The organism is Cupriavidus consociatus (assembly GCF_017814975.1).
Classification (GTDB): Bacteria; Pseudomonadota; Gammaproteobacteria; order Burkholderiales; family Burkholderiaceae; genus Cupriavidus; species Cupriavidus consociatus.
In genome coordinates this window covers 41,203-59,130 of the sequence record NZ_JAGIQA010000010.1, presented here as the reverse complement: position 1 = coordinate 59,130, position 17,928 = coordinate 41,203, and the positions used below count along the sequence as shown (strand labels likewise).

Below are 17,928 nucleotides of genomic sequence, written 5' to 3'. Positions count from 1 at the left end.
GCGGAGCGGATCCGATGCCCAAGCCACGCCTGCGCCTGTCGGTACTCGACCAAAGCCCCGTCATCGCCGGCCACAGCGCCCGCGATGCGCTCGCCGCCACCGTGGAACTGGCGCAGATGGCCGACGCGCTGGGCTACACCCGCTACTGGTGCGCCGAGCACCACGGCCTGCGCGGCGTCTGCAATCCCGCACCCGAAGTCATGCTGGCCCGTATTGGCAGCGTCACGCAGCGCATCCGCCTCGGCTCCGGCGGCGTGATGCTGCCCTATTACAGCCCGTTCAAGGTCGCCGAGCAGTTCCGCATGCTCGAAGGCCTGTTCCCGAACCGGATCGACCTTGGCGTCGGCCGCGCGCCTGGCGGTGACCTGCGCACCGCGCAGGCGGTGGCGATGGGCCAGTACGACCGCGGCGCACAGTTCGAAGACCAGGTGCGCGACCTGTCGGTACTGCTGCGCGGTGAAGTGCCGACCGGTCACCTGGCCGAAGGCGTGCTGCTGCAGCCCGAGATCGACACCCGACCCGAGCTGTGGGTGCTCGGCTCCAGCGACTACGGCGGCGCGCTCGCCGCGCGGCTAGGCTTGCGCTTCGCCTTTGCCCACTTTATCAACGCGCATGGCGGCCACCTGGTGGCGCAGCAGTACCGCGACGATTTCTCGCCGGGCTACGAGGCCAGGCCTTACAGCGCGGCCGCCATCTTCGTCATCTGCGCCGACACCGATGCCGAGGCTGCCGAACTGGAGCGCGCCGTCGACCTGCGCCGCCTGCAGATGGCCTATGGCGTGAACGCGCCGATCCCGTCGCTGGCACAGGCCACGGAGTTCTCGCCCACCGAGCGTGACCGGCTCTTGATCGAGCGCGCGCGCCCGCGCACCCTGTGCGGCACGCCCGAGCGCGTGGCCGCACGCATGGAAACGCTGCGCGAGCAGTTTGCCGCCGATGAGCTGGTCGTGCTGAGCGTCACCGCCAGCTACGCCGCGCGGCTGCGCACCTACGAACTACTGGCACAGGCGTTTGACCTCGGCGCCGCGGCGTGAGCCCATCCGTCCGGTATCATGCGCCGCTGCCAACCAATCTGTTGAACCGAATTCCCCCAGGATTGCCCATGACCCAGCCTCTGAACCCCACCGTCGAAATCAAGGTGCTCGATGCCCGCCTGAACGAATGGGGCCTGCCCGCCTACCAGAGCGAAATGGCTGCCGCCATCGACCTGCATGCCTGCGTCGACACGCCGGTGTCGATCGCCCCGGGCACGCCCGCGCAATTGGTCCCGGCCGGCATCGCCGTTCACATGGGCAACCCCTACATGGCCGCGACCATCGTGCCGCGCTCGGGCCTGGGGCACAAGAAGGGCCTGGTGCTGGGCAACTCGATCGGCGTGATCGATGCCGACTACCAGGGCCAGATCATGGTCAGCGTGTGGAACCGCAATGCGCCGGGCACCGAGCCGATCGTGATCCAGCCGGGCGAGCGCATCGCGCAGATGATGTTCGTGCCGGTGCTGCGGCCGATCTTCACGACGGTAGACGAGTTCAGCGAGGACAGCGAGCGCGGCGCCGGTGGCTTCGGCTCGACCGGCGTGCATCACGCCAAGGCCGGCGCCTGACGCGCCGAGGGTTGCGAAGCAAAACTGGCGCCCTGTGGCGCCAGTTTGCATTTCAGTTGCGCTGCTCGAACAGCAACGCCACGCCGCCGGCTGCCTCGGCCGGCACCAGCGTTTCGCGGGGGCCGAGATCGTGGGTCGGCACGCCAGCGTTGCGCCAGAGCGCGCGCGCCGCGGCCAGGTCGCCGGTACGCAGGCGCATCGCGGCGTATCCCGGCACCTCACGGTGAACATGCGCGGTGCCGGTCGCCGAGGCCAGCGCCTGCGGCGTGCTGACCACCAGCGCGGCGTCGTCCAGCGCCAGGCTGCTGACATGCTCGCTCAGTTGCGTCAGCTCGCCGCCGGTCAGTTCGGCGTAGGCCCGCGCGGCGGCATCGACCAGCGCGGGCGCCACCACCAGGAACATGGTCGCGATGCTGTCGGCGCCATTGGCGTGCGACATCCATTCCGGCCGCCACAGCAGCTCGGGCGTGCGATGCTCGCAGACGAAATAGCGTGCGCCCGGTGCATCGTCGAGCGCGGTCACGCGGAAGGTGGCGGGATGTTCGCTGCCGTCGTCCAGCCGCACCGGGCGCGAGAATTCGATCGGATCGGAGGTGTACCAGCCTGACGCGCGCAGCCGCGCGGCCGTGCCGAAGGCGTCGTCGCTCTTGCACGACATCGCCGCACAGCCGCCGCCGCGCGCCTGGGCGTCCCAGTAGTACTGGCGGCTTGGGGTAGGCGCGGTGACGTGCAGCAGCTCGACGTAGTCGTGCTGCAGCATGATGCAATGGTTCTGCGAACCCAGCGTGTGATAGCCGCGCTGCGTCAGCGTAAAGCCGATCCGTTGCCAGGCCTGCGCCGCCGCATCGAGGTTGGGACACACCACCACCGCGTGGTCGAACATTTCCGCTTGGCTTGCCATCGACATCACCTCAGTCAGTGCGGCGGGCGCGCCTGCGCCGGCCGCCGTCATTCGAACTGGATATTGGCCTTGCGCGCCACGGCCTGCCACTTGTCGTGCTCCTGGCGCACCAGTTTGCCGAGGTCGGCGGGGCTGCCGCCGACGAGCTCGAAGCCCTGTGCGGCCAGCGCATCGACCACGCGCGGCTGGCGCAGCGATTCGACCAGCGCCTGGTGGATCCGCGTGACAGTTGCCGCGGGCAGGTTGGCCGGCCCGAACACGCCGATCCAGGAATACGCCTCAAAGCCCTTGAGCCCCTGCTCTGCCACGGTCGGCACCTGCGGCAACTGACGCAGGCGGCTGGTGCCGGTCACGCCCAACACCTTGATGGTCCGCGCGGCCACATGCGCCTGTACCGCGGCATAGCTGCTGAAAAAGAGATCGACCTCGTTGGCCAGCACCGCCTGCACGGCCGGGCCGCCGCCCTTGTAAGGCACGTGGAGCATATGCACGCCGGCTTCGGTCGCCAGCGCCTCGGCCGCAAGCTGGTTCAGGCTGCCGATGCCTGACGAGGCATAGCGCACGCTATCGGGCCTGGCCTTGGCCAATGCCACCAGTTCCCGCACATTGGCGGCCGGCAGCGAAGGATTGGCGGCGATGACCAGCGGGAAACGCACCAGCTGCGAGATCGGTGTGAAATCGTGGAAGGTGTCATAGGGCAGCTGCTTGTAGGCAAGCGGGTTGATGGCGTGCGTATCGAAGGCCATCAGCAAGGTGCTGCCGTCCGGCCTGGCGCGCGCCACGGTGCTGGACGCGATCAGGCCGCCGGCGCCCGGCTTGTTGTCGACCACCACGGTCTGCCCCAGCGCCGCCTTCAGCCCCGGCTGGAGCTGGCGCGCGACGATATCGACACTGCCGCCCGGCGGGAACGGCAGCACCAGCGCCAGTGGACGGTTGCCGGCCGGCGCCTCGGCGGCGGCGGCGTGCATCATCGGTACAGGCATGGCGCCCAGCGGCAGGATCTTGAGCAGCAGGCGGCGGCGCCGCGTGCGTTCGGCAGAGGACATCGGGTATTCGGGCGTTGGCGACCGCAATGCCGGTGGCCGCCGGGAAAAAAGAAGGGGCGGCATCACTGCCGCCCCCTGTATTTTGCCCGATGATCGGCCGCGTTGCAGGCAACCCGGCCGAACCTCGCCCTGATCGCCACGATCCGGTGCGATTTTCGGCCGGAGCGGTTGCCGCTCAGGCCTCGGCGCGCTGCTCTTCCGGCGCCTCGGGCGGTTCCGGCTCGATCTCGGAGAAATCGAGCTTGATCTGGTCCTGCTCGTCCAGGTCGACCACCACCTTGCCGCCGGACACCAGCCTGCCGAACAGCAGCTCGTCGGCCAGCGCCTTGCGGATCATGTCCTGGATCAGGCGCTGCATCGGACGCGCGCCCATCAGCGGGTCGAAGCCCTTGTGCGCCAGGAACTTGCGCAGCTTCTCGCTGAAGCTGGCTTCCACCTTCTTCTCGTGCAGCTGCTCTTCCAGCTGCATCAGGAACTTGTCGACCACACGCAGGATGATTTCCTCGTCCAGCGAGCGGAAGCTGATGGTGGCATCCAGCCGGTTGCGGAACTCCGGCGTAAACATGCGCTTGATGTCGGCCATCTCGTCGCCCTGCTCGCGCGAGCTGGTGAAGCCGATGGTGGCTCGGTTCATGGTTTCCGCTCCCGCGTTGGTGGTCATGATGATGATCACGTTGCGGAAGTCGGCGCGCCGGCCGTTGTTGTCGGTCAGCGAACCATGGTCCATCACCTGCAGCAGGATATTGAAGATATCCGGGTGCGCTTTCTCGATTTCATCCAGCAGCAGCACGCAGTGCGGCTTCTTGGTGACGGCCTCGGTCAGCAGGCCGCCCTGGTCGAAGCCGACGTATCCCGGCGGCGCGCCGATCAGGCGGCTCACCGCATGGCGCTCCATGTATTCGGACATGTCGAAGCGCAGCAGCTCGATGCCCATGATGAAGGCCAGTTGCTTGGCGACCTCGGTCTTGCCCACGCCGGTGGGACCCGAGAACAGGAACGAGCCGATCGGCTTGTCGGTCTTGCCCAGGCCGGCGCGCGACATCTTGATGGCCGAGGCCAGCGCCTCGATCGCGGGATCCTGCCCGAACACCACCGACTTCAGGTCGCGTTCCAGCGTCTGCAGCTTGCTGCGGTCGTCCTGGTTCACGCTCTGCGGCGGGATGCGCGCGATGCGCGAGACGATGTCCTCGATCTCGCCCTTGCCGATGGTCTTCTTCTGCTTGGACTTCGGCAGGATGCGCTGCGCCGCGCCGGCCTCGTCGATCACGTCGATCGCCTTGTCCGGCAGGTGGCGGTCGGTGATGAAGCGGGCCGACAGTTCGGCCGCGGCGGTCAGCGCCGAAGCCGCGTACTTGACGCCATGGTGCTCCTCGAAGCGCGACTTCAGGCCGCGCAGGATCTGCACGGTCTGGTCGACCGACGGCTCGACCACGTCGATCTTCTGGAAGCGCCGCGACAGCGCCGCGTCCTTCTCGAAGATGCCGCGGTATTCCGTGAAGGTGGTCGCGCCGATGCACTTGAGCTGCCCCGACGACAGCGCCGGCTTGAGCAGGTTGCTGGCGTCCAGCGTCCCGCCCGAAGCGGCGCCCGCGCCGATCAGCGTGTGGATCTCGTCGATGAACAGGATCGCGTTGGGATTGTCCTTGAGCGACTTGAGCACGCCCTTCAGGCGCTGCTCGAAATCGCCACGGTACTTGGTGCCGGCCAGCAGCGCGCCCATGTCGAGCGAGTAGACGGTGGCCTTTTCCAGGATGTCCGGGACTTCGTTCTTGGTGATGCGCCAGGCCAGGCCCTCCGCAATGGCGGTCTTGCCGACGCCGGCCTCGCCCACCAGCAGCGGGTTGTTCTTGCGCCGGCGGCAAAGCACCTGCACCACCCGCTCGACTTCGCTTTCGCGGCCGATCAGCGGATCGATCTTGCCGGCCTTGGCCAGCGCGTTCAGGTTCTGGGTGTATTGCTCGAGCGGGCTTTCCTTGCCGTCGCCGCCCTCGCCTTCGCCGGCATTGTCGCCGTGCTTGGCAGGCTCGGACTGGTCCTTGCGGATGCCATGGCTGATGAAATTGACCACGTCCAGGCGCGTCACGCCCTGCTGCTGCAGGTAGTAGACCGCGTGCGAATCCTTCTCGCCGAAGATGGCGACGAGCACGTTGGCACCGGTCACTTCCTTCTTGCCGTTGGAAGTGGATTGGACGTGCATGATCGCGCGCTGGATCACGCGCTGGAAGCCGAGGGTGGGCTGGGTATCGACTTCGTCGGTTCCCGGCACCACCGGCGTGTTATCCGCGATGAAGTTCTTAAGGCTGGTGCGCAGGTCCTCGATATTGGCCGCGCAGGCGCGCAAGACTTCAGCTGCCGTGGGATTGTCGAGCAATGCCAGCAGCAGATGCTCCACGGTAATGAACTCGTGGCGTGCCTGCCGGGCTTCGACAAAAGCCATGTGCAGGCTCACTTCCAATTCTTGCGCAATCATGCTTCCTCCATCACGCACTGCAAGGGGTGCCCCGCCTGCCGCGCGTGCGTTGACACCAGCTCGACTTTTGTCGCCGCGATATCTCTGGTGTAGATACCGCAGACGCCCTTTCCTTCCCGGTGCACGGTCAGCATGATCTGCGTCGCCGTTTCCCGGTCCCTGCTGAAATACTGCTGCAGGATCATCACGACAAACTCCATCGGAGTGTAGTCGTCGTTAAGCAGCACCACCTTGAACATGGCAGGCGGCTTGAGCGCCTGCTCTTTCCGCTCCAGGATGGTGCCCGCTTCGCGTTGTGGGACATTCGCAAGCCGTGTAGCCATGGCTTTATTCTAACCCTTACTCGCAACTCTGCAATTTGGGGAAAAGGCGCCGGATTCAAGGGCCGGGTTACCTGTTTCCGGTTATGAAAAAGCGCGGAACCGCACGCCAGAGGCATTGCAATGCACGTGACGGGAACCCGCAGGACTGATCCGGACAATACCCGATGCTTGCCGCCAAGGTACCATCCCGCGCCGTCCGTTTCCCACCACACCCTGCACGCAGTGGGGATTCCGCCAGCTTGACAGTATCTTTGTTTGACAGAAGAATCGGCCGCACACCCGCCTGAAGCCAGTCAGCCAAAGCAAAAGGCCAATGAGCGGGTGATCCGTGAGCAGGGAGGCCCACGGCCCCGGCGGCGGCGAGTCAGTATCCAGACTGGCCGCCACGCGATTGCACCTCGCCGCGCGTCATCGCCGGCCGCATCTCGGGACGCGGCCGGTCATGGCGTCGCAGTGCGTGCGCCGCAGTCCGTATCATCCGGCCGGCATCGGCTTCCCCGCTTTGAAATCTGCTATTTCGTTGGGGGAGTATATGGCAAGCGGTATCGTCAAATGGTTCAATGACGCCAAGGGTTTCGGTTTTATCAAGCCGGACGAGGGCGAAGAAGAACTGTTTGCGCACTTTTCGGCTATCCAGATGTCGGGCTTCAAGACGCTGAAGGAAGGTCAACGCGTCTCGTTCGAGGTGGTCCAGGGCCCCAAGGGCAAGCAAGCCACCAATATCCAGGACGCCGGCTAAGCTGCGCCGCGACCGCATCCCGGCCGGCAGAGCCGTGGAGCGGTCTACGAGGGTGCGGGGGGAACTCCCCCGGGACGGGATCGGCGCCAGTGCCCGCCAGGCTGTCTCAGGCGGCCGGGCAGGTGCTGGCGCATATCAGCTGCACGCACCGCATCCGACGGAAAGCCCGGCCTCGTGCCGGGCTTTCTGCTTTTCACGGCCCGGCCGCGGAGGCTGACCAGCTCAGGCCCAACCGTCGATCTTCAAGCCGCTGGCCTGCTCGGCCTCTTCCTTTGTGACCTGCCGCACAGTCTGGCCGAAGGTCCAGACATGGCCTTCCGGGTCCCTGGCCGTGTAGGAGCGGTCGCCATAGAACTCGTCCTGCGGCTCGCGCACGATCACTGCCCCGGCGGCACGGGCCCGCTCGCAGTGCTGGTCAATTCCATCCCGCAGGTGCACATGCACCGTCTGCGTATTCTTGCCGCCGATCGACGCCGGGCTGGCGGTAAAGTCCGCCCACTCGCTGCCCACCATCAGGTAGCTGTCGCCAAAGCGCATTTCCGAGTGCACCAGCTGGTCCTGCTGGTCCCGGATCACCATGACCCGCTGGAAGCCGAAGGCGCGCTCCAGCCAGTCCAGCGCGGCCAGCGGGTCCTTGTAGAAGACGGCCGCGCCGAAGGCGGTGCGGCGAAAAGGATCGTCCATGGCAGTCTCCCCGGGCCACCGGCCCGTCCGTTGCAATCCCTGAAGTTCTAGGCAACGGCGCTGGCCGGCGCAAGAAAAAAACCCCGCAGCCGGTGCACGGCAGCGGGGTCTCTCCAAGGCAGTTCGCCCGCCACAGCGGGAGTCCGTGCTTACATATTTTCGATCATCACCTGGCCAAATCCCGAGCACGAGACCTGGGTCGCGCCTTCCAGCAGGCGGGCGAAATCGTACGTGACCTTTTTGGACAGGATCGACTTTTCCATCGACGCGATGATCAGGTCCGCGGCCTCGGTCCAGCCCATGTGGCGCAGCATCATTTCCGCCGACAGGATTTCCGAGCCCGGGTTGACATAGTCCTTCCCGGCGTACTTGGGCGCGGTGCCGTGGGTGGCTTCGAACATGGCGACGGAGTCGGACATGTTGGCGCCCGGGGCAATGCCGATGCCGCCGACCTGCGCGGCCAGGGCGTCCGAAACGTAGTCGCCGTTCAGGTTCAGCGTGGCAATCACCGAGTACTCGGCCGGACGCAGCAGGATCTGCTGCAGGAAGGCGTCGGCAATCGCGTCCTTGACGACGATGTCCTTGCCGGTCTTCGGATTCTTGAACTTGCACCACGGGCCGCCGTCGACCAGCTCGGCGCCGAACTCCTTCTGCGCCAGCTCGTAGCCCCAGTCACGGAAGCCACCCTCGGTGAACTTCATGATGTTGCCCTTGTGCACCAGCGTCACCGAGGGCTTGTCGTTGTCGATGGCGTATTGGATCGCCTTGCGCACCAGGCGCTCGGTGCCTTCGCGCGAAACCGGCTTGACGCCGATGCCCGACGTGGCCGGGAAGCGGATCTTCTTCACGCCCATCTCGTCCTGCAGGAACTTGATGAGTTTCTTCGCCTGCTCGCTTTCCGCGGCCCATTCGATGCCGGCGTAGATGTCCTCCGAGTTCTCGCGGAAGATCACCATGTTGGTCTTTTCCGGCTCGCGCACCGGCGAAGGCACGCCCTTGAAGTAACGCACCGGTCGCAGGCAGACGTACAGGTCCAGCTGCTGGCGCAGCGCCACGTTCAGCGAGCGGATGCCGCCGCCCACCGGCGTCGTCAGCGGCCCCTTGATCGAGACCACGTAATCCTTGAGCACATCCAGGGTTTCGTCCGGCAGCCACACGTCCGGGCCGTAAACCTTGGTCGACTTCTCGCCGGCGTAGATCTCCATCCAGGCGATCTTGCGCTTGCCGCCGTAAGCCTTGGCCACGGCCGCGTCAACAACCTTGATCATTACCGGCGTGATATCGACGCCCGTACCGTCGCCTTCAATATAGGGAATGATGGGGTTGTCCGGGACATTCAGCGAAAAATCCTGGTTGACCGTGATCTTTTCGCCGGCCGGAACCTTGATGTGTTGATACATGACGTCTCCAGTACGGAACGGTTTAGACGGCCGCCGGTGCTCGGCCGACGGCGAGATTCGGGAGATGGCGCTGGCATTGTAGCGGGCATTGCGGCCCGCACAGTACTGCATTGCACCACCCGGCCCTGCATTCAGGCGCAAGTCTTAGTCTTATATAAGACACAAGACTGATTTCGTATTATGCAGCAATCTTTCATCATCCGCCAACCGCGGCGCGCGGCTGCGGCATACTTGCGCCCCATGACCCTGATCGCCCTGAACAAGCCGTACGGCACCCTGAGCCAGTTCTCGGAACACCCCACGCGCCCCACGCTGGCCGCTTGCGTGGACGTGCCGGGCGTGTACCCCGCCGGCCGGCTCGATGCGGACAGTGAAGGCTTGCTGCTGCTGACCGACGACGGTGCGCTCCAGGCGCGCATTGCCGATCCGCGCCACAAGCTTGAAAAGACTTACCTCGCCCAGGTCGAGGGCATTCCCGATGCGGCCGCGCTGGCGCGGCTGCGCGCCGGCGTCGATCTTGGCGACTTCGTCACGCAGCCGGCACGGGTACGTGCGATCGGTGAGCCCGAGTGGCTCTGGCCGCGCTATCCGCCGGTGCGTTATCGCGCCGCGATCCCGACGTCGTGGCTCGAGTTGAGGATTCGCGAGGGCAAGAACCGGCAGGTGCGGCGCATGACCGCGGCCGTCGGCTTCCCAACGCTGCGGCTGGTCCGCGTAGGCATCGGGCCGCTTGACCTGCGTACGCTCGGCCTCGGCCCTGGGGAATCGTGCGAGGTCGAGCCCGTTGTGCTGGGCCTGCCGGCCGCACGCGCGCCGGCCCCCCATGTCTCAAAAACCAGACAGGCGAACGACGTCAAGCGGCGTTTTCGTTACAAAAGCTAACAAACAACGCGTCAACCCGCCATCCGAACGCCTCGTTCTTGTCGGTGACACGTCCAATCACGCGTCACAACTTCCGACTGTTCTTATCCTTCGAGGTAATCGCCATGAAAAAACTGATCGCTGCTCTGGTTGTCGGCCTGTTCGCCACGGGCGCCTTCGCCCAGGCTTCGGCACCTGCCGACGCCGCAGCGCCCGCGGCCACCAAGGAAGCCCCGAAGCCCGCCAAGAAAAAGACCAGCCACAAGAAGACCAGCCACAAAAAGGCCGCGACGGCTTCGGCCCCGGCCGCACAGTAAGCCACCGTGCCGGCCATGCGCCGGCGGAAAAAAAGGCAGGCTGCCGCCAGGCGCCTGCCTTTGTTCTTTTGGCCGTCGCCAATCCATCGGCGCGGCGCGTGCGCTATGCTTGCGGCTCCCGTCCGCGCCCTTCCAGACCGAATACCATGTCCCTCCTGCCCAAGACGCCGTTGTCGCGCTGCATCCGTACCGCCGCTGTGCTGGCCGTGCTGGCTTTCGGCCAGGTCCAGGCGCAAGCCGCGCTGCCGGTAGTACCGCTGACGGCGGGCATGTACGCGATCCAGGCCGAGGTTGCTGCCACGCCGGCGGCGCGCGAACAGGGACTGATGTACCGCAAGAGCATGCCGGTCAACGGCGGCATGCTGTTCGTGTTCGAGCAGAAGGCCGGGCACTGCTTCTGGATGCGCAACACCGAACTGCCGCTGTCGATCGCCTTCCTGGCCGATGACGGGACCATCGTCAATATCGAGGACATGGCGCCGCGCAGCGAGAACAACCACTGCCCGAAGGCGGCGATCCGCTATGCGCTGGAAATGAACCAGGGCTGGTTCGCGCAGAAAGGCATCCGCGCCGGCGCGAAGATCAGCGGGCTGCCGCAGGCGCGCTGAGCGCCGCGGCGGCAAGCGTGGCGGGCATGGACGCCGACCCGGATGGGATTTCCCCTTGGGATTCCACTCAGTCGCGGAAGTTGTTGAAGTCCAGCGGCGCTTCGGACACGTCCTTGCGCAGCAGGGCGATCACGTTCTGCAGGTCGTCGCGCTTGGTGCCCGACACGCGCACCGCGTCGCCCTGGATGCTGGCCTGCACCTTGATCTTGCTGTCCTTGATCATGCGCACGATCTTCTTGGCCAGGTCGCCGGTCACGCCTTTCTTGATGGTGATGACCTGCTTGACCTTGTCGCCGCTGATCTTCTCGGTCTTGCCGTAGTCCAGGAAGCGCACGTCGACATTGCGCTTGGCCATCTTGTTGAGCAGCACGTCCTTCACCTGATCCAGCTTGAAATCGTCGTCGGCAAAGGCGGTCAGTTCGTTTTCCTTCTGCTCGACCCGGGCGTCCGAGCCCTTGAAATCGAAGCGGGTCGAGATTTCCTTGTTGGATTGCTCCACGGCGTTCTTCACCTCGACCATGTTCGCTTCGCACACTACGTCAAACGACGGCATTGCATTCTCCTTGTGATCCATATGCCCGGAAGGCGGCCGTTGGCGACGCCTTCCGTATAATTCAGGCCTACCTCGCAGCCAGGGGCCGCAACGCTCACCAACAGCGGCGGCCGCGTCACCTATCCCCTTGCATGGCAGATTTCCACGAATTTTATCCCCTGCGCCGCCACAATACATTCGGATTCGATGCGAGCGCGCGCTTCGCCGTGCATGTGCGCAGCGAAGCCGACCTGACCGAGGCCCTCGCGGACCCGCGCGCCAATGGCCTGCCGCTGGTGGTGCTGGGCGGCGGCAGCAACGTGTTGCTGACGCGCGACCTCGACGCGCTGGTGCTGCTGATGGAGATCCCGGGCTACCAGGTCGAGGATGCCGATGACGCCTGGCTGGTCACCGCCGGCGCGGGCGAGAACTGGAACGGGCTGGTCAACCGCACTATCGCCGATTGCATACCTGGGCTGGAGAACCTGGCGCTGATTCCCGGCACCGCGGGCGCCGCGCCGATCCAGAATATCGGCGCCTATGGGGTCGAACTGCGTGACCGCTTCGAAGGCGTGCGCGCCTATGACCGCCATGCCGGCGTGTTCGTCTGGCTGGACCTGCGCGCGTGCGGCTTCGGCTATCGCGACAGCCTGTTCAAGCAGGCCGGCGCCGGCCGCTACATCATTACCTCGGTGACGCTACGCTTGCCCAAAGCCTGGCAGCCGGTACTGTCCTACGGCGACCTGGCGCGCGAGCTGGCCGGCAATCCAGCCCCGGATGCCGCCACGGTTCGCGACGCGGTGGTGGCGATCCGAACGCGCAAGCTGCCCGACCCCGCGCAGATCGGCAACGCCGGCAGCTTCTTCAAGAACCCGCTGGTCAACACCGCACAGCGCGATGCGCTGCTGCAGGCCAATCCCGACCTGGTCAGCTATCCCCAGCCCGATGGCAGCTACAAGCTGGCCGCGGGCTGGCTGATCGACCGCTGCGGCTTCAAGGGCGTCAGCGACGGCCCGGTGGGTGTCTATGGCAAGCAGGCGCTGGTGCTGGTGCACCATGGCGGCGGCACCGGCGCGATGCTGCTGGCGCTTGCCAACCGCATCGCGGATACCGTCGAAGCGCGCTTCGGCGTGCGGATCGAGCCCGAGCCGGTGGTGCTGTAGCGCCGGTAGCGCCTGCTGGTCCGGCGATCAGCCGAAGTGGCAGACGTAGTCCAGCGTCTCCAGCACCTCGATGTCGAAGCTGCTGTTGCCCGGCACATCGAACTGCTGGCCAGCGCCGTAGGTCTGCCAGTCTTCCGCGCCAGCCAGGCGCACGCGGCAGCTGCCGCCATTGATTTCCATGATTTCCGGCGCGCCGGTGTTGAACGTCAGCGACGCCGGGAAAATCACGCCCAGCGTCTTGCGGGCGCCGTCCGGGAACAGCACGGTGTGGCTCACGCACTTGCCATCGAAATACAGGTTGGCTTTCTTGACGACCGATACGTTGTCGAACTGGCTCACTTCCATCTCCTTCACTGTCTTGATTAAGACGTAAAAAGAGGGGCCATCGCGGCCCCTCTCCTGTTCACTCCGCGCGCGCTCAGTAGCGGCCGCAGAGCAGGTATTCCATCAGCGCCTTCTGCACGTGCAGGCGGTTTTCCGCCTCGTCCCAGACCACACTCTTGGGGCCGTCGATCACGGCGGCCTCGACTTCCTCGCCGCGGTGCGCCGGCAGGCAGTGCATGAACAGCGCGTCGGACTCGGCGCGGTCCATCATCGCGGTGGTGACCATCCAGTCCTTGAAGGCGCGCTTGCGGGCTTCGTTCTCGGCCTCGAAGCCCATGCTGGTCCAGACGTCGGTGGTGACCAGGCTCGCGCCCTGGCAGGCGGTGAGGGGATCCTCGAAAACCTTGACCAGGCTGGCGGCGGACGCCGGCACCATGGCCGGATCGAGCTGGTATCCCGGCGGCGCCGAGAAATGGAAGTTGAAGCCCAGGCGCTCGGCCGCCTGGATCCAGGTATAGGCCATGTTGTTGGCATCGCCGATCCACGCCACCGTCTTGCCGCGGATGCTGCCGCGCTGTTCGATGTAGGTGAAGATATCGGCCAGCACCTGGCACGGGTGGTATTCGTTGGTCAGCCCGTTGATCACCGGCACGCGCGAGTGCGCGGCAAAGCGGTCGATGATGTCCTGGCCAAAGGTGCGGATCATGATGATGTCGACCATGCGCGAGATCACCTGCGCCGCATCCTCGATCGGCTCGCCGCGGCCCAGCTGCGAGTCGCGGGTGTTCAGGAACACCGCATGGCCGCCCAGCTGGTGGATGCCCGCTTCGAACGACAGGCGCGTACGCGTGGAATTCTTCTCGAAGATCATGGCCAGCGTGCGGTCATGCAGCGGGTGCCAGGTCTCGTAGTTCTTGAACTTGGCCTTCAGGATCCGCGCGCGGTCCAGCAGGTACTCGTACTCGTCGGGAGTGAAGTCGCTGAACTGGAGGTAATGCTTGATCGGGGTTGGGCTCATAAAACAAAGAAGGCGGCTCGGTGGGGGCGCGCCGTCATGAAATGTCATGACCTGAGCGTGCCGCGGAGCCGCCTTTCGCGTCGCATACGCAATTTAACTGCAAGAATCATAAGGGATTATTTCTGCTTTGCCCAGCCCGGGACAACCCGTGACAGGCGCCGCCCCGGCCGCGTTGACAGGTTCCTGACAGGATTCAGCCCTTATGCGCAAGTCTTATATAAGATATAATACTCGCTGATTCACGCGGGGCCCCGGCATACCCTTGCCGCTGCGCGCCGCCGGCATCAAAAGTGCCCCCGCAGACACCGACGCCCCGCCTTCCCGGCCGGAAAAAGCGCGAACCAAACGCGCACCAGCCGCGTCAAACGGGCGCCCGTTTCCGCGGGTTTAACCGTCGAGTCGTCGCCTCACCCGCAGTGTCCAGCCTCATGAACCCCAACGTTCGCGAATACTTTATCCAAGGCATTACCAAGGAAGGCAAGACCTTCCGACCGAGCGACTGGGCCGAGCGACTGTGCGGCGTGATGGCGCAGTTCCGCCCCGAAGGCGACACCGGCGATCCCCGCCTGACCTATTCCCCCTACGTGCGCCCCATCTTCGCCGGCAACGTCAAATGCGTGGTGGTGGATGTGCGGCTGCGCGATATCGAACCCAAGGCGCTGGATTTCGTGCTGAACTTTGCGCGCGACAACAACCTGCAACTGGTCGAGGCCTGCTCGCTCGAATGACATCGCGACAAGGCGCCAGAAGACAGGCGCCGGCAGATGGCTCACCAGAAAAGCAAAAAGCTCGTCGGATGACGAGCTTTTTTGTTTGGCGGAACCGAAGCTCCGCCGCTGCCGGGCCGCCGCAGCGGCCTGGCAACTATCAGGCAGCCATGGCCTTGATGGCGGCCGACAGGCGCGACTTGTGACGTGCGGCCTTGTTCTTGTGCACGATCTTCTTGTCGGCGATGCTGTCGATCACAGCTTGCGAGTTCTTGAACACTTCAGCGGCGGCAGCCTTGTCGCCGGCGTCGATGGCCTTGCGGACGGCCTTGACGGCGGTGCGCAGACGCGAGCGCAGGCTGGAGTTGTGAGCGTTCTGGGCAACGGCCTGGCGGGCGCGCTTGCGGGCTTGTGCGGAATTTGCCATGTCGAAAAATATCCTGAATTCAGATGCGTGCCGCGGGGGACACAACAATTAAGTCATATCGAGCGACCCGGGATGCACTGACACACGAATCCGGAACGCAACTGTCCTTGTGAATCGGCAATTATACACAGATGCTGACTCGCGGCGCAAGACCGCTGGGACTTTGCCGACGCGTGCGGGGGCCTGCGACAGGCGATCCGTATAATATGCGCCACATCGCGCCGGTGCGCGTGGCGAGCCGGCAACTTTACCGCGTTGCCCACGTCTGACAGGCGTCCCGGGCCACGTCCGGCACACGCCCCCCGGCGGCCCGCGCCCGCACCGATCCACCGTCCCGCTCCGATCCACACCTTGAACCTGCTCAAAGCGCTCGCCACCATCAGCAGCCTGACGATGCTGTCGCGCATCACCGGCCTCGTGCGCGAAATCCTGATCGCCCGCGCCTTCGGCGCGTCGGAGATGACCGATGCGTTCAACGTCGCCTTCCGCATCCCCAACCTGCTGCGCCGCATCTTCGGCGAGGGCGCGTTCTCGCAGGCCTTTGTGCCGATCCTCGGCGAATACCACAGCAAGCGTGGCGAGGAGCAGACCAAGGCGCTGATCGACGCCGTCGCCACGGTGATGACCTGGGTGCTGATGGGCGTGTCGCTGCTGGGCGTGATCGGCGCGCCGCTGGTGATGACGGCGGTGGCAACCGGCTTCCGCGGGCAGAGCGAGACTTATGCCGCCGCGGTCTTCATGACGCGGGTGATGTTCCCGTACATCGGCCTGATCTCGCTGGTGGCGCTGGCCTCGGGCATCCTGAACACTTGGCGCAAGTTTGCCGTGCCGGCGTTCACGCCGGTGCTGCTCAACCTGTGCCTGATCGTGGCCGCCCTGTTCGTCGGCCCGCACATGGACCAGCCGATCTACGCGCAGGCGTGGGGCGTGCTGGTCGGCGGCGTGCTGCAGCTGGCGATCCAGGTGCCGGCGCTGCGCCGGCTGGGCGTGATGCCGCGCCTGGGCTTCAATGTGCGCGCAGCCTGGTCCGACCCCGGCGTGCGGCGCATCCTGCGCCAGATGGGGCCGGCGCTGCTGGCGGTGTCGGTCGCGCAAATCAGCCTGATCATCAATACCAACATCGCCTCGCACCTGGCCGCGGGCAGCGTCTCGTACCTGACCTATGCCGACCGGCTGATGGAATTTCCGACCGCGCTGCTGGGCGTGGCGCTCGGCACGATCCTGCTGCCAAGCCTGTCGAAAGCGAGCGCCAAGGAAGACCATGCCGAGTACTCCGGCCTGCTCGACTGGGGCCTGCGGCTGACCTTCCTGCTGGCGGTACCCTGCGCGGTGGGGCTGTTCGTGTTCGGCGCGCCGCTGACTGCGGTCCTGTTCCACTACGGCAAGTTCGACGCCCACGCCGTCGAGATGACGCGCCAGGCGCTGGTGTCCTACGGCACCGGCCTGCTGGGGCTGATCGCCATCAAGATCCTGGCGCCGGGCTTCTATGCACGCCAGGACATCCGCACCCCGGTCAAGATCGCGCTGCTGGTGCTGGTGATCACGCAGGCATGCAACGTCGTGTTCGTGCCCTGGCTCGGCCATGCGGGCCTGGCGCTGTCGATCAGTGCCGGCGCCACCATCAATGCGCTGCTGCTGTGCTTCGGCCTGCGCCGGCGCGGCCTGTACAGGCCGGCGCCTGGCTGGTGGCTGTTCCTGGCGCAGCTGGGCACCGCGGTGATGCTCTTGTCGGGCATGCTGCTCTGGTTCACGCGCAATTTCGACTGGATCGGCCTGGGTGCCACGCCGCTGCTGCGCATCGCGCTGCTCGCGTCGTGCCTGGTACTTGCAGCGGTGGTCTACTTCGGTACACTGTGGCTCATGGGACTGCGCTATTCCGCCTTCAAGCGGCGCGCCGCCTAGGCGTGGTGACCCACGCTGCGCGCGGCGCCCCTGGCCGCACCGGGAATCCGATATGACATCCACCAAAGTCCTGGATTACTTCGCCAGCCTCGTGGCCGACGAAAACGGCATCCCGCTGACCGAGACCGCACTGTCCATCGCGCAGGATGCCTATCCGGACCTGGACCTGCAGGCCGAACTTGCCGCACTCGACGTGCTGGCGCTGCGCCTGAAGCGGCGGATCGCCGAAGGCACGCCGGCAATCCAGCGGCTGCGGCTGCTGAATCATTTCTTCTACCGCGACCTGGGCTTTGGCCCGAACGCGAACGACTACTACGATCCGGACAACTCGTACCTGAACGTGGTGGTGCGGCAGCGCCGCGGCATCCCGATCTCGCTGGCGGTGCTGTTCATGGAGCTGGGCCAGCAGATCGGCCTGCCCCTCAAGGGGGTGTCGTTTCCCAATCATTTCCTGCTGCGCATGACCATCCCCGCGGGCGAGGTGATCCTGGACCCGCTGACGGGCGAAACCCTGTCGAAGGAGCAGCTGCAGGAAATGCTGGACCCGTACCTGGAGCGCGAAGGCATCACCGACTCCGGCCAGGTGCCGCTGGGCCTGTTCCTGCGCGCGGCCAGCCATCGCGAGATCATCGCGCGCATGCTGCGCAACCTGAAGGCGATCTACCTGCAGGAGTCACGCTGGCAGCGGCTGCTGGCGGTGCAGAACCGTCTGGTGATCCTGCTGCCGGGTTCGATCGAGGAAGTGCGCGACCGCGGGCTGGCGTATGCCAACCTGGAGTGCTTCCGGCCGGCGCTGGCCGATCTGGAAGCGTATATGCAGGCGCGTCCCGATGCCGCCGATATCGGCCAGATCCGCGAGCGCATGCCGGCACTGCGCATGATGAGTCGCAGCCTCAACTGACG

20 protein-coding genes are annotated in these 17,928 nt (G+C 65.5%); 10 read left to right on the top strand and 10 right to left on the bottom strand.

All coding sequences use genetic code 11. The features are described from left to right. The first annotated feature begins 14 nt into the window (after positions 1-14). Positions 15-1,034, top strand: a complete 1,020-nt coding sequence (locus J8I82_RS15400; protein WP_209758881.1) for an LLM class flavin-dependent oxidoreductase — start codon at positions 15-17, stop codon at positions 1,032-1,034. Between the two features lie 68 nt (positions 1,035-1,102). Then, a complete protein-coding gene (dut, locus tag J8I82_RS15395; RefSeq protein WP_209758879.1) occupies positions 1,103-1,603 on the top strand; it encodes a dUTP diphosphatase in 501 nt (166 codons plus the stop codon). A 52-nt stretch (positions 1,604-1,655) separates the two neighbouring features. Here the strand turns inward: dut and J8I82_RS15390 are convergent, their stop codons facing one another. From J8I82_RS15390 to clpS, 4 genes are all read right to left on the bottom strand, one after another. Continuing rightward, entirely contained in the window at positions 1,656-2,504 is an 849-nt protein-coding gene (locus J8I82_RS15390) for a VOC family protein (protein ID WP_209758877.1), read from the bottom strand. Positions 2,505-2,551: 47 nt separating this feature from the next. After that, positions 2,552-3,550, bottom strand: a complete 999-nt coding sequence (locus tag J8I82_RS15385; RefSeq protein WP_209758876.1) for a tripartite tricarboxylate transporter substrate binding protein — start codon at positions 3,548-3,550, stop codon at positions 2,552-2,554. 175 nt (positions 3,551-3,725) lie between these two features. Continuing rightward, positions 3,726-6,020 carry an ATP-dependent Clp protease ATP-binding subunit ClpA gene (clpA, locus tag J8I82_RS15380; protein WP_029045978.1) on the bottom strand — a complete coding sequence of 765 codons (2,295 nt, stop codon included), beginning with the start codon at positions 6,018-6,020 and terminating at the stop codon, positions 3,726-3,728. Then, positions 6,017-6,343 (bottom strand): ATP-dependent Clp protease adapter ClpS, encoded by a 327-nt coding sequence (clpS, locus tag J8I82_RS15375; protein WP_010814998.1) that lies wholly within the window; start codon positions 6,341-6,343, stop codon positions 6,017-6,019. Before clpS ends, clpA begins: the two co-directional genes overlap by 4 nt. Positions 6,344-6,875: 532 nt before the next feature. Between clpS and J8I82_RS15370 the strand changes: the two genes are divergently transcribed. Further along, a complete protein-coding gene (locus tag J8I82_RS15370) occupies positions 6,876-7,082 on the top strand; it encodes a cold-shock protein (protein ID WP_063240199.1) in 207 nt (68 codons plus the stop codon). Between the two features lie 222 nt (positions 7,083-7,304). Here J8I82_RS15370 and J8I82_RS15365 read toward each other — a convergent pair whose 3' ends face one another. Together J8I82_RS15365 and icd are read right to left on the bottom strand one after the other, a co-directional pair. Next, entirely contained in the window at positions 7,305-7,766 is a 462-nt protein-coding gene (locus J8I82_RS15365; protein ID WP_135705876.1) for a VOC family protein, read from the bottom strand. Positions 7,767-7,915: 149 nt separating this feature from the next. After that, entirely contained in the window at positions 7,916-9,166 is a 1,251-nt protein-coding gene (icd, locus tag J8I82_RS15360; RefSeq protein ID WP_209758874.1) for an NADP-dependent isocitrate dehydrogenase, read from the bottom strand. 240 nt (positions 9,167-9,406) lie between these two features. Here icd and J8I82_RS15355 point away from each other — a divergent pair, with 240 nt between their 5' ends. The 3 genes from J8I82_RS15355 to J8I82_RS15345 all read left to right on the top strand — a co-directional run bounded on the left by J8I82_RS15355 (position 9,407) and on the right by J8I82_RS15345 (position 10,952). After that, positions 9,407-10,048 (top strand): pseudouridine synthase, encoded by a 642-nt coding sequence (locus J8I82_RS15355; RefSeq protein WP_209758873.1) that lies wholly within the window; start codon positions 9,407-9,409, stop codon positions 10,046-10,048. Between the two features lie 104 nt (positions 10,049-10,152). Further along, the gene (locus tag J8I82_RS15350) at positions 10,153-10,344 is read left to right on the top strand and encodes a hypothetical protein (RefSeq protein WP_209758871.1); all 192 of its coding nucleotides are present in this window, start codon (positions 10,153-10,155) and stop codon (positions 10,342-10,344) included. 146 nt (positions 10,345-10,490) lie between these two features. After that, a complete protein-coding gene (locus J8I82_RS15345) occupies positions 10,491-10,952 on the top strand; it encodes a DUF192 domain-containing protein (protein WP_209758869.1) in 462 nt (153 codons plus the stop codon). A 67-nt stretch (positions 10,953-11,019) separates the two neighbouring features. On the opposite strand, the gene J8I82_RS15340 is transcribed toward J8I82_RS15345, so the two are convergent. Beyond that, the gene (locus J8I82_RS15340; RefSeq protein WP_209758867.1) at positions 11,020-11,505 is read right to left on the bottom strand and encodes a YajQ family cyclic di-GMP-binding protein; all 486 of its coding nucleotides are present in this window, start codon (positions 11,503-11,505) and stop codon (positions 11,020-11,022) included. Between the two features lie 131 nt (positions 11,506-11,636). Here J8I82_RS15340 and murB point away from each other — a divergent pair, with 131 nt between their 5' ends. Further along, positions 11,637-12,647, top strand: coding sequence for a UDP-N-acetylmuramate dehydrogenase (gene murB / locus J8I82_RS15335; protein ID WP_209758866.1), 1,011 nt, complete (start codon positions 11,637-11,639; stop codon positions 12,645-12,647). 27 nt (positions 12,648-12,674) lie between these two features. Here the strand turns inward: murB and ppnP are convergent, their stop codons facing one another. Then, entirely contained in the window at positions 12,675-12,986 is a 312-nt protein-coding gene (gene ppnP, locus J8I82_RS15330) for a pyrimidine/purine nucleoside phosphorylase (protein ID WP_209758864.1), read from the bottom strand. Positions 12,987-13,065: 79 nt separating this feature from the next. After that, positions 13,066-13,989 (bottom strand): ornithine carbamoyltransferase, encoded by a 924-nt coding sequence (gene argF / locus J8I82_RS15325; protein WP_209758863.1) that lies wholly within the window; start codon positions 13,987-13,989, stop codon positions 13,066-13,068. A gap of 428 nt (positions 13,990-14,417) precedes the next feature. Here argF and J8I82_RS15320 point away from each other — a divergent pair, with 428 nt between their 5' ends. Then, positions 14,418-14,717, top strand: a complete 300-nt coding sequence (locus J8I82_RS15320; RefSeq protein WP_063240208.1) for a DUF3579 domain-containing protein — start codon at positions 14,418-14,420, stop codon at positions 14,715-14,717. Between the two features lie 139 nt (positions 14,718-14,856). Here the strand turns inward: J8I82_RS15320 and rpsT are convergent, their stop codons facing one another. Then, positions 14,857-15,123, bottom strand: coding sequence for a 30S ribosomal protein S20 (rpsT, locus tag J8I82_RS15315; RefSeq protein WP_029045968.1), 267 nt, complete (start codon positions 15,121-15,123; stop codon positions 14,857-14,859). A gap of 351 nt (positions 15,124-15,474) precedes the next feature. Here rpsT and murJ point away from each other — a divergent pair, with 351 nt between their 5' ends. Both murJ and J8I82_RS15305 read left to right on the top strand, forming a co-directional pair. Then, positions 15,475-17,025, top strand: a complete 1,551-nt coding sequence (gene murJ, locus J8I82_RS15310; protein ID WP_209758861.1) for a murein biosynthesis integral membrane protein MurJ — start codon at positions 15,475-15,477, stop codon at positions 17,023-17,025. Between the two features lie 52 nt (positions 17,026-17,077). After that, entirely contained in the window at positions 17,078-17,926 is an 849-nt protein-coding gene (locus J8I82_RS15305) for a SirB1 family protein (protein ID WP_209758859.1), read from the top strand. Positions 17,927-17,928: the final 2 nt, after the last annotated feature.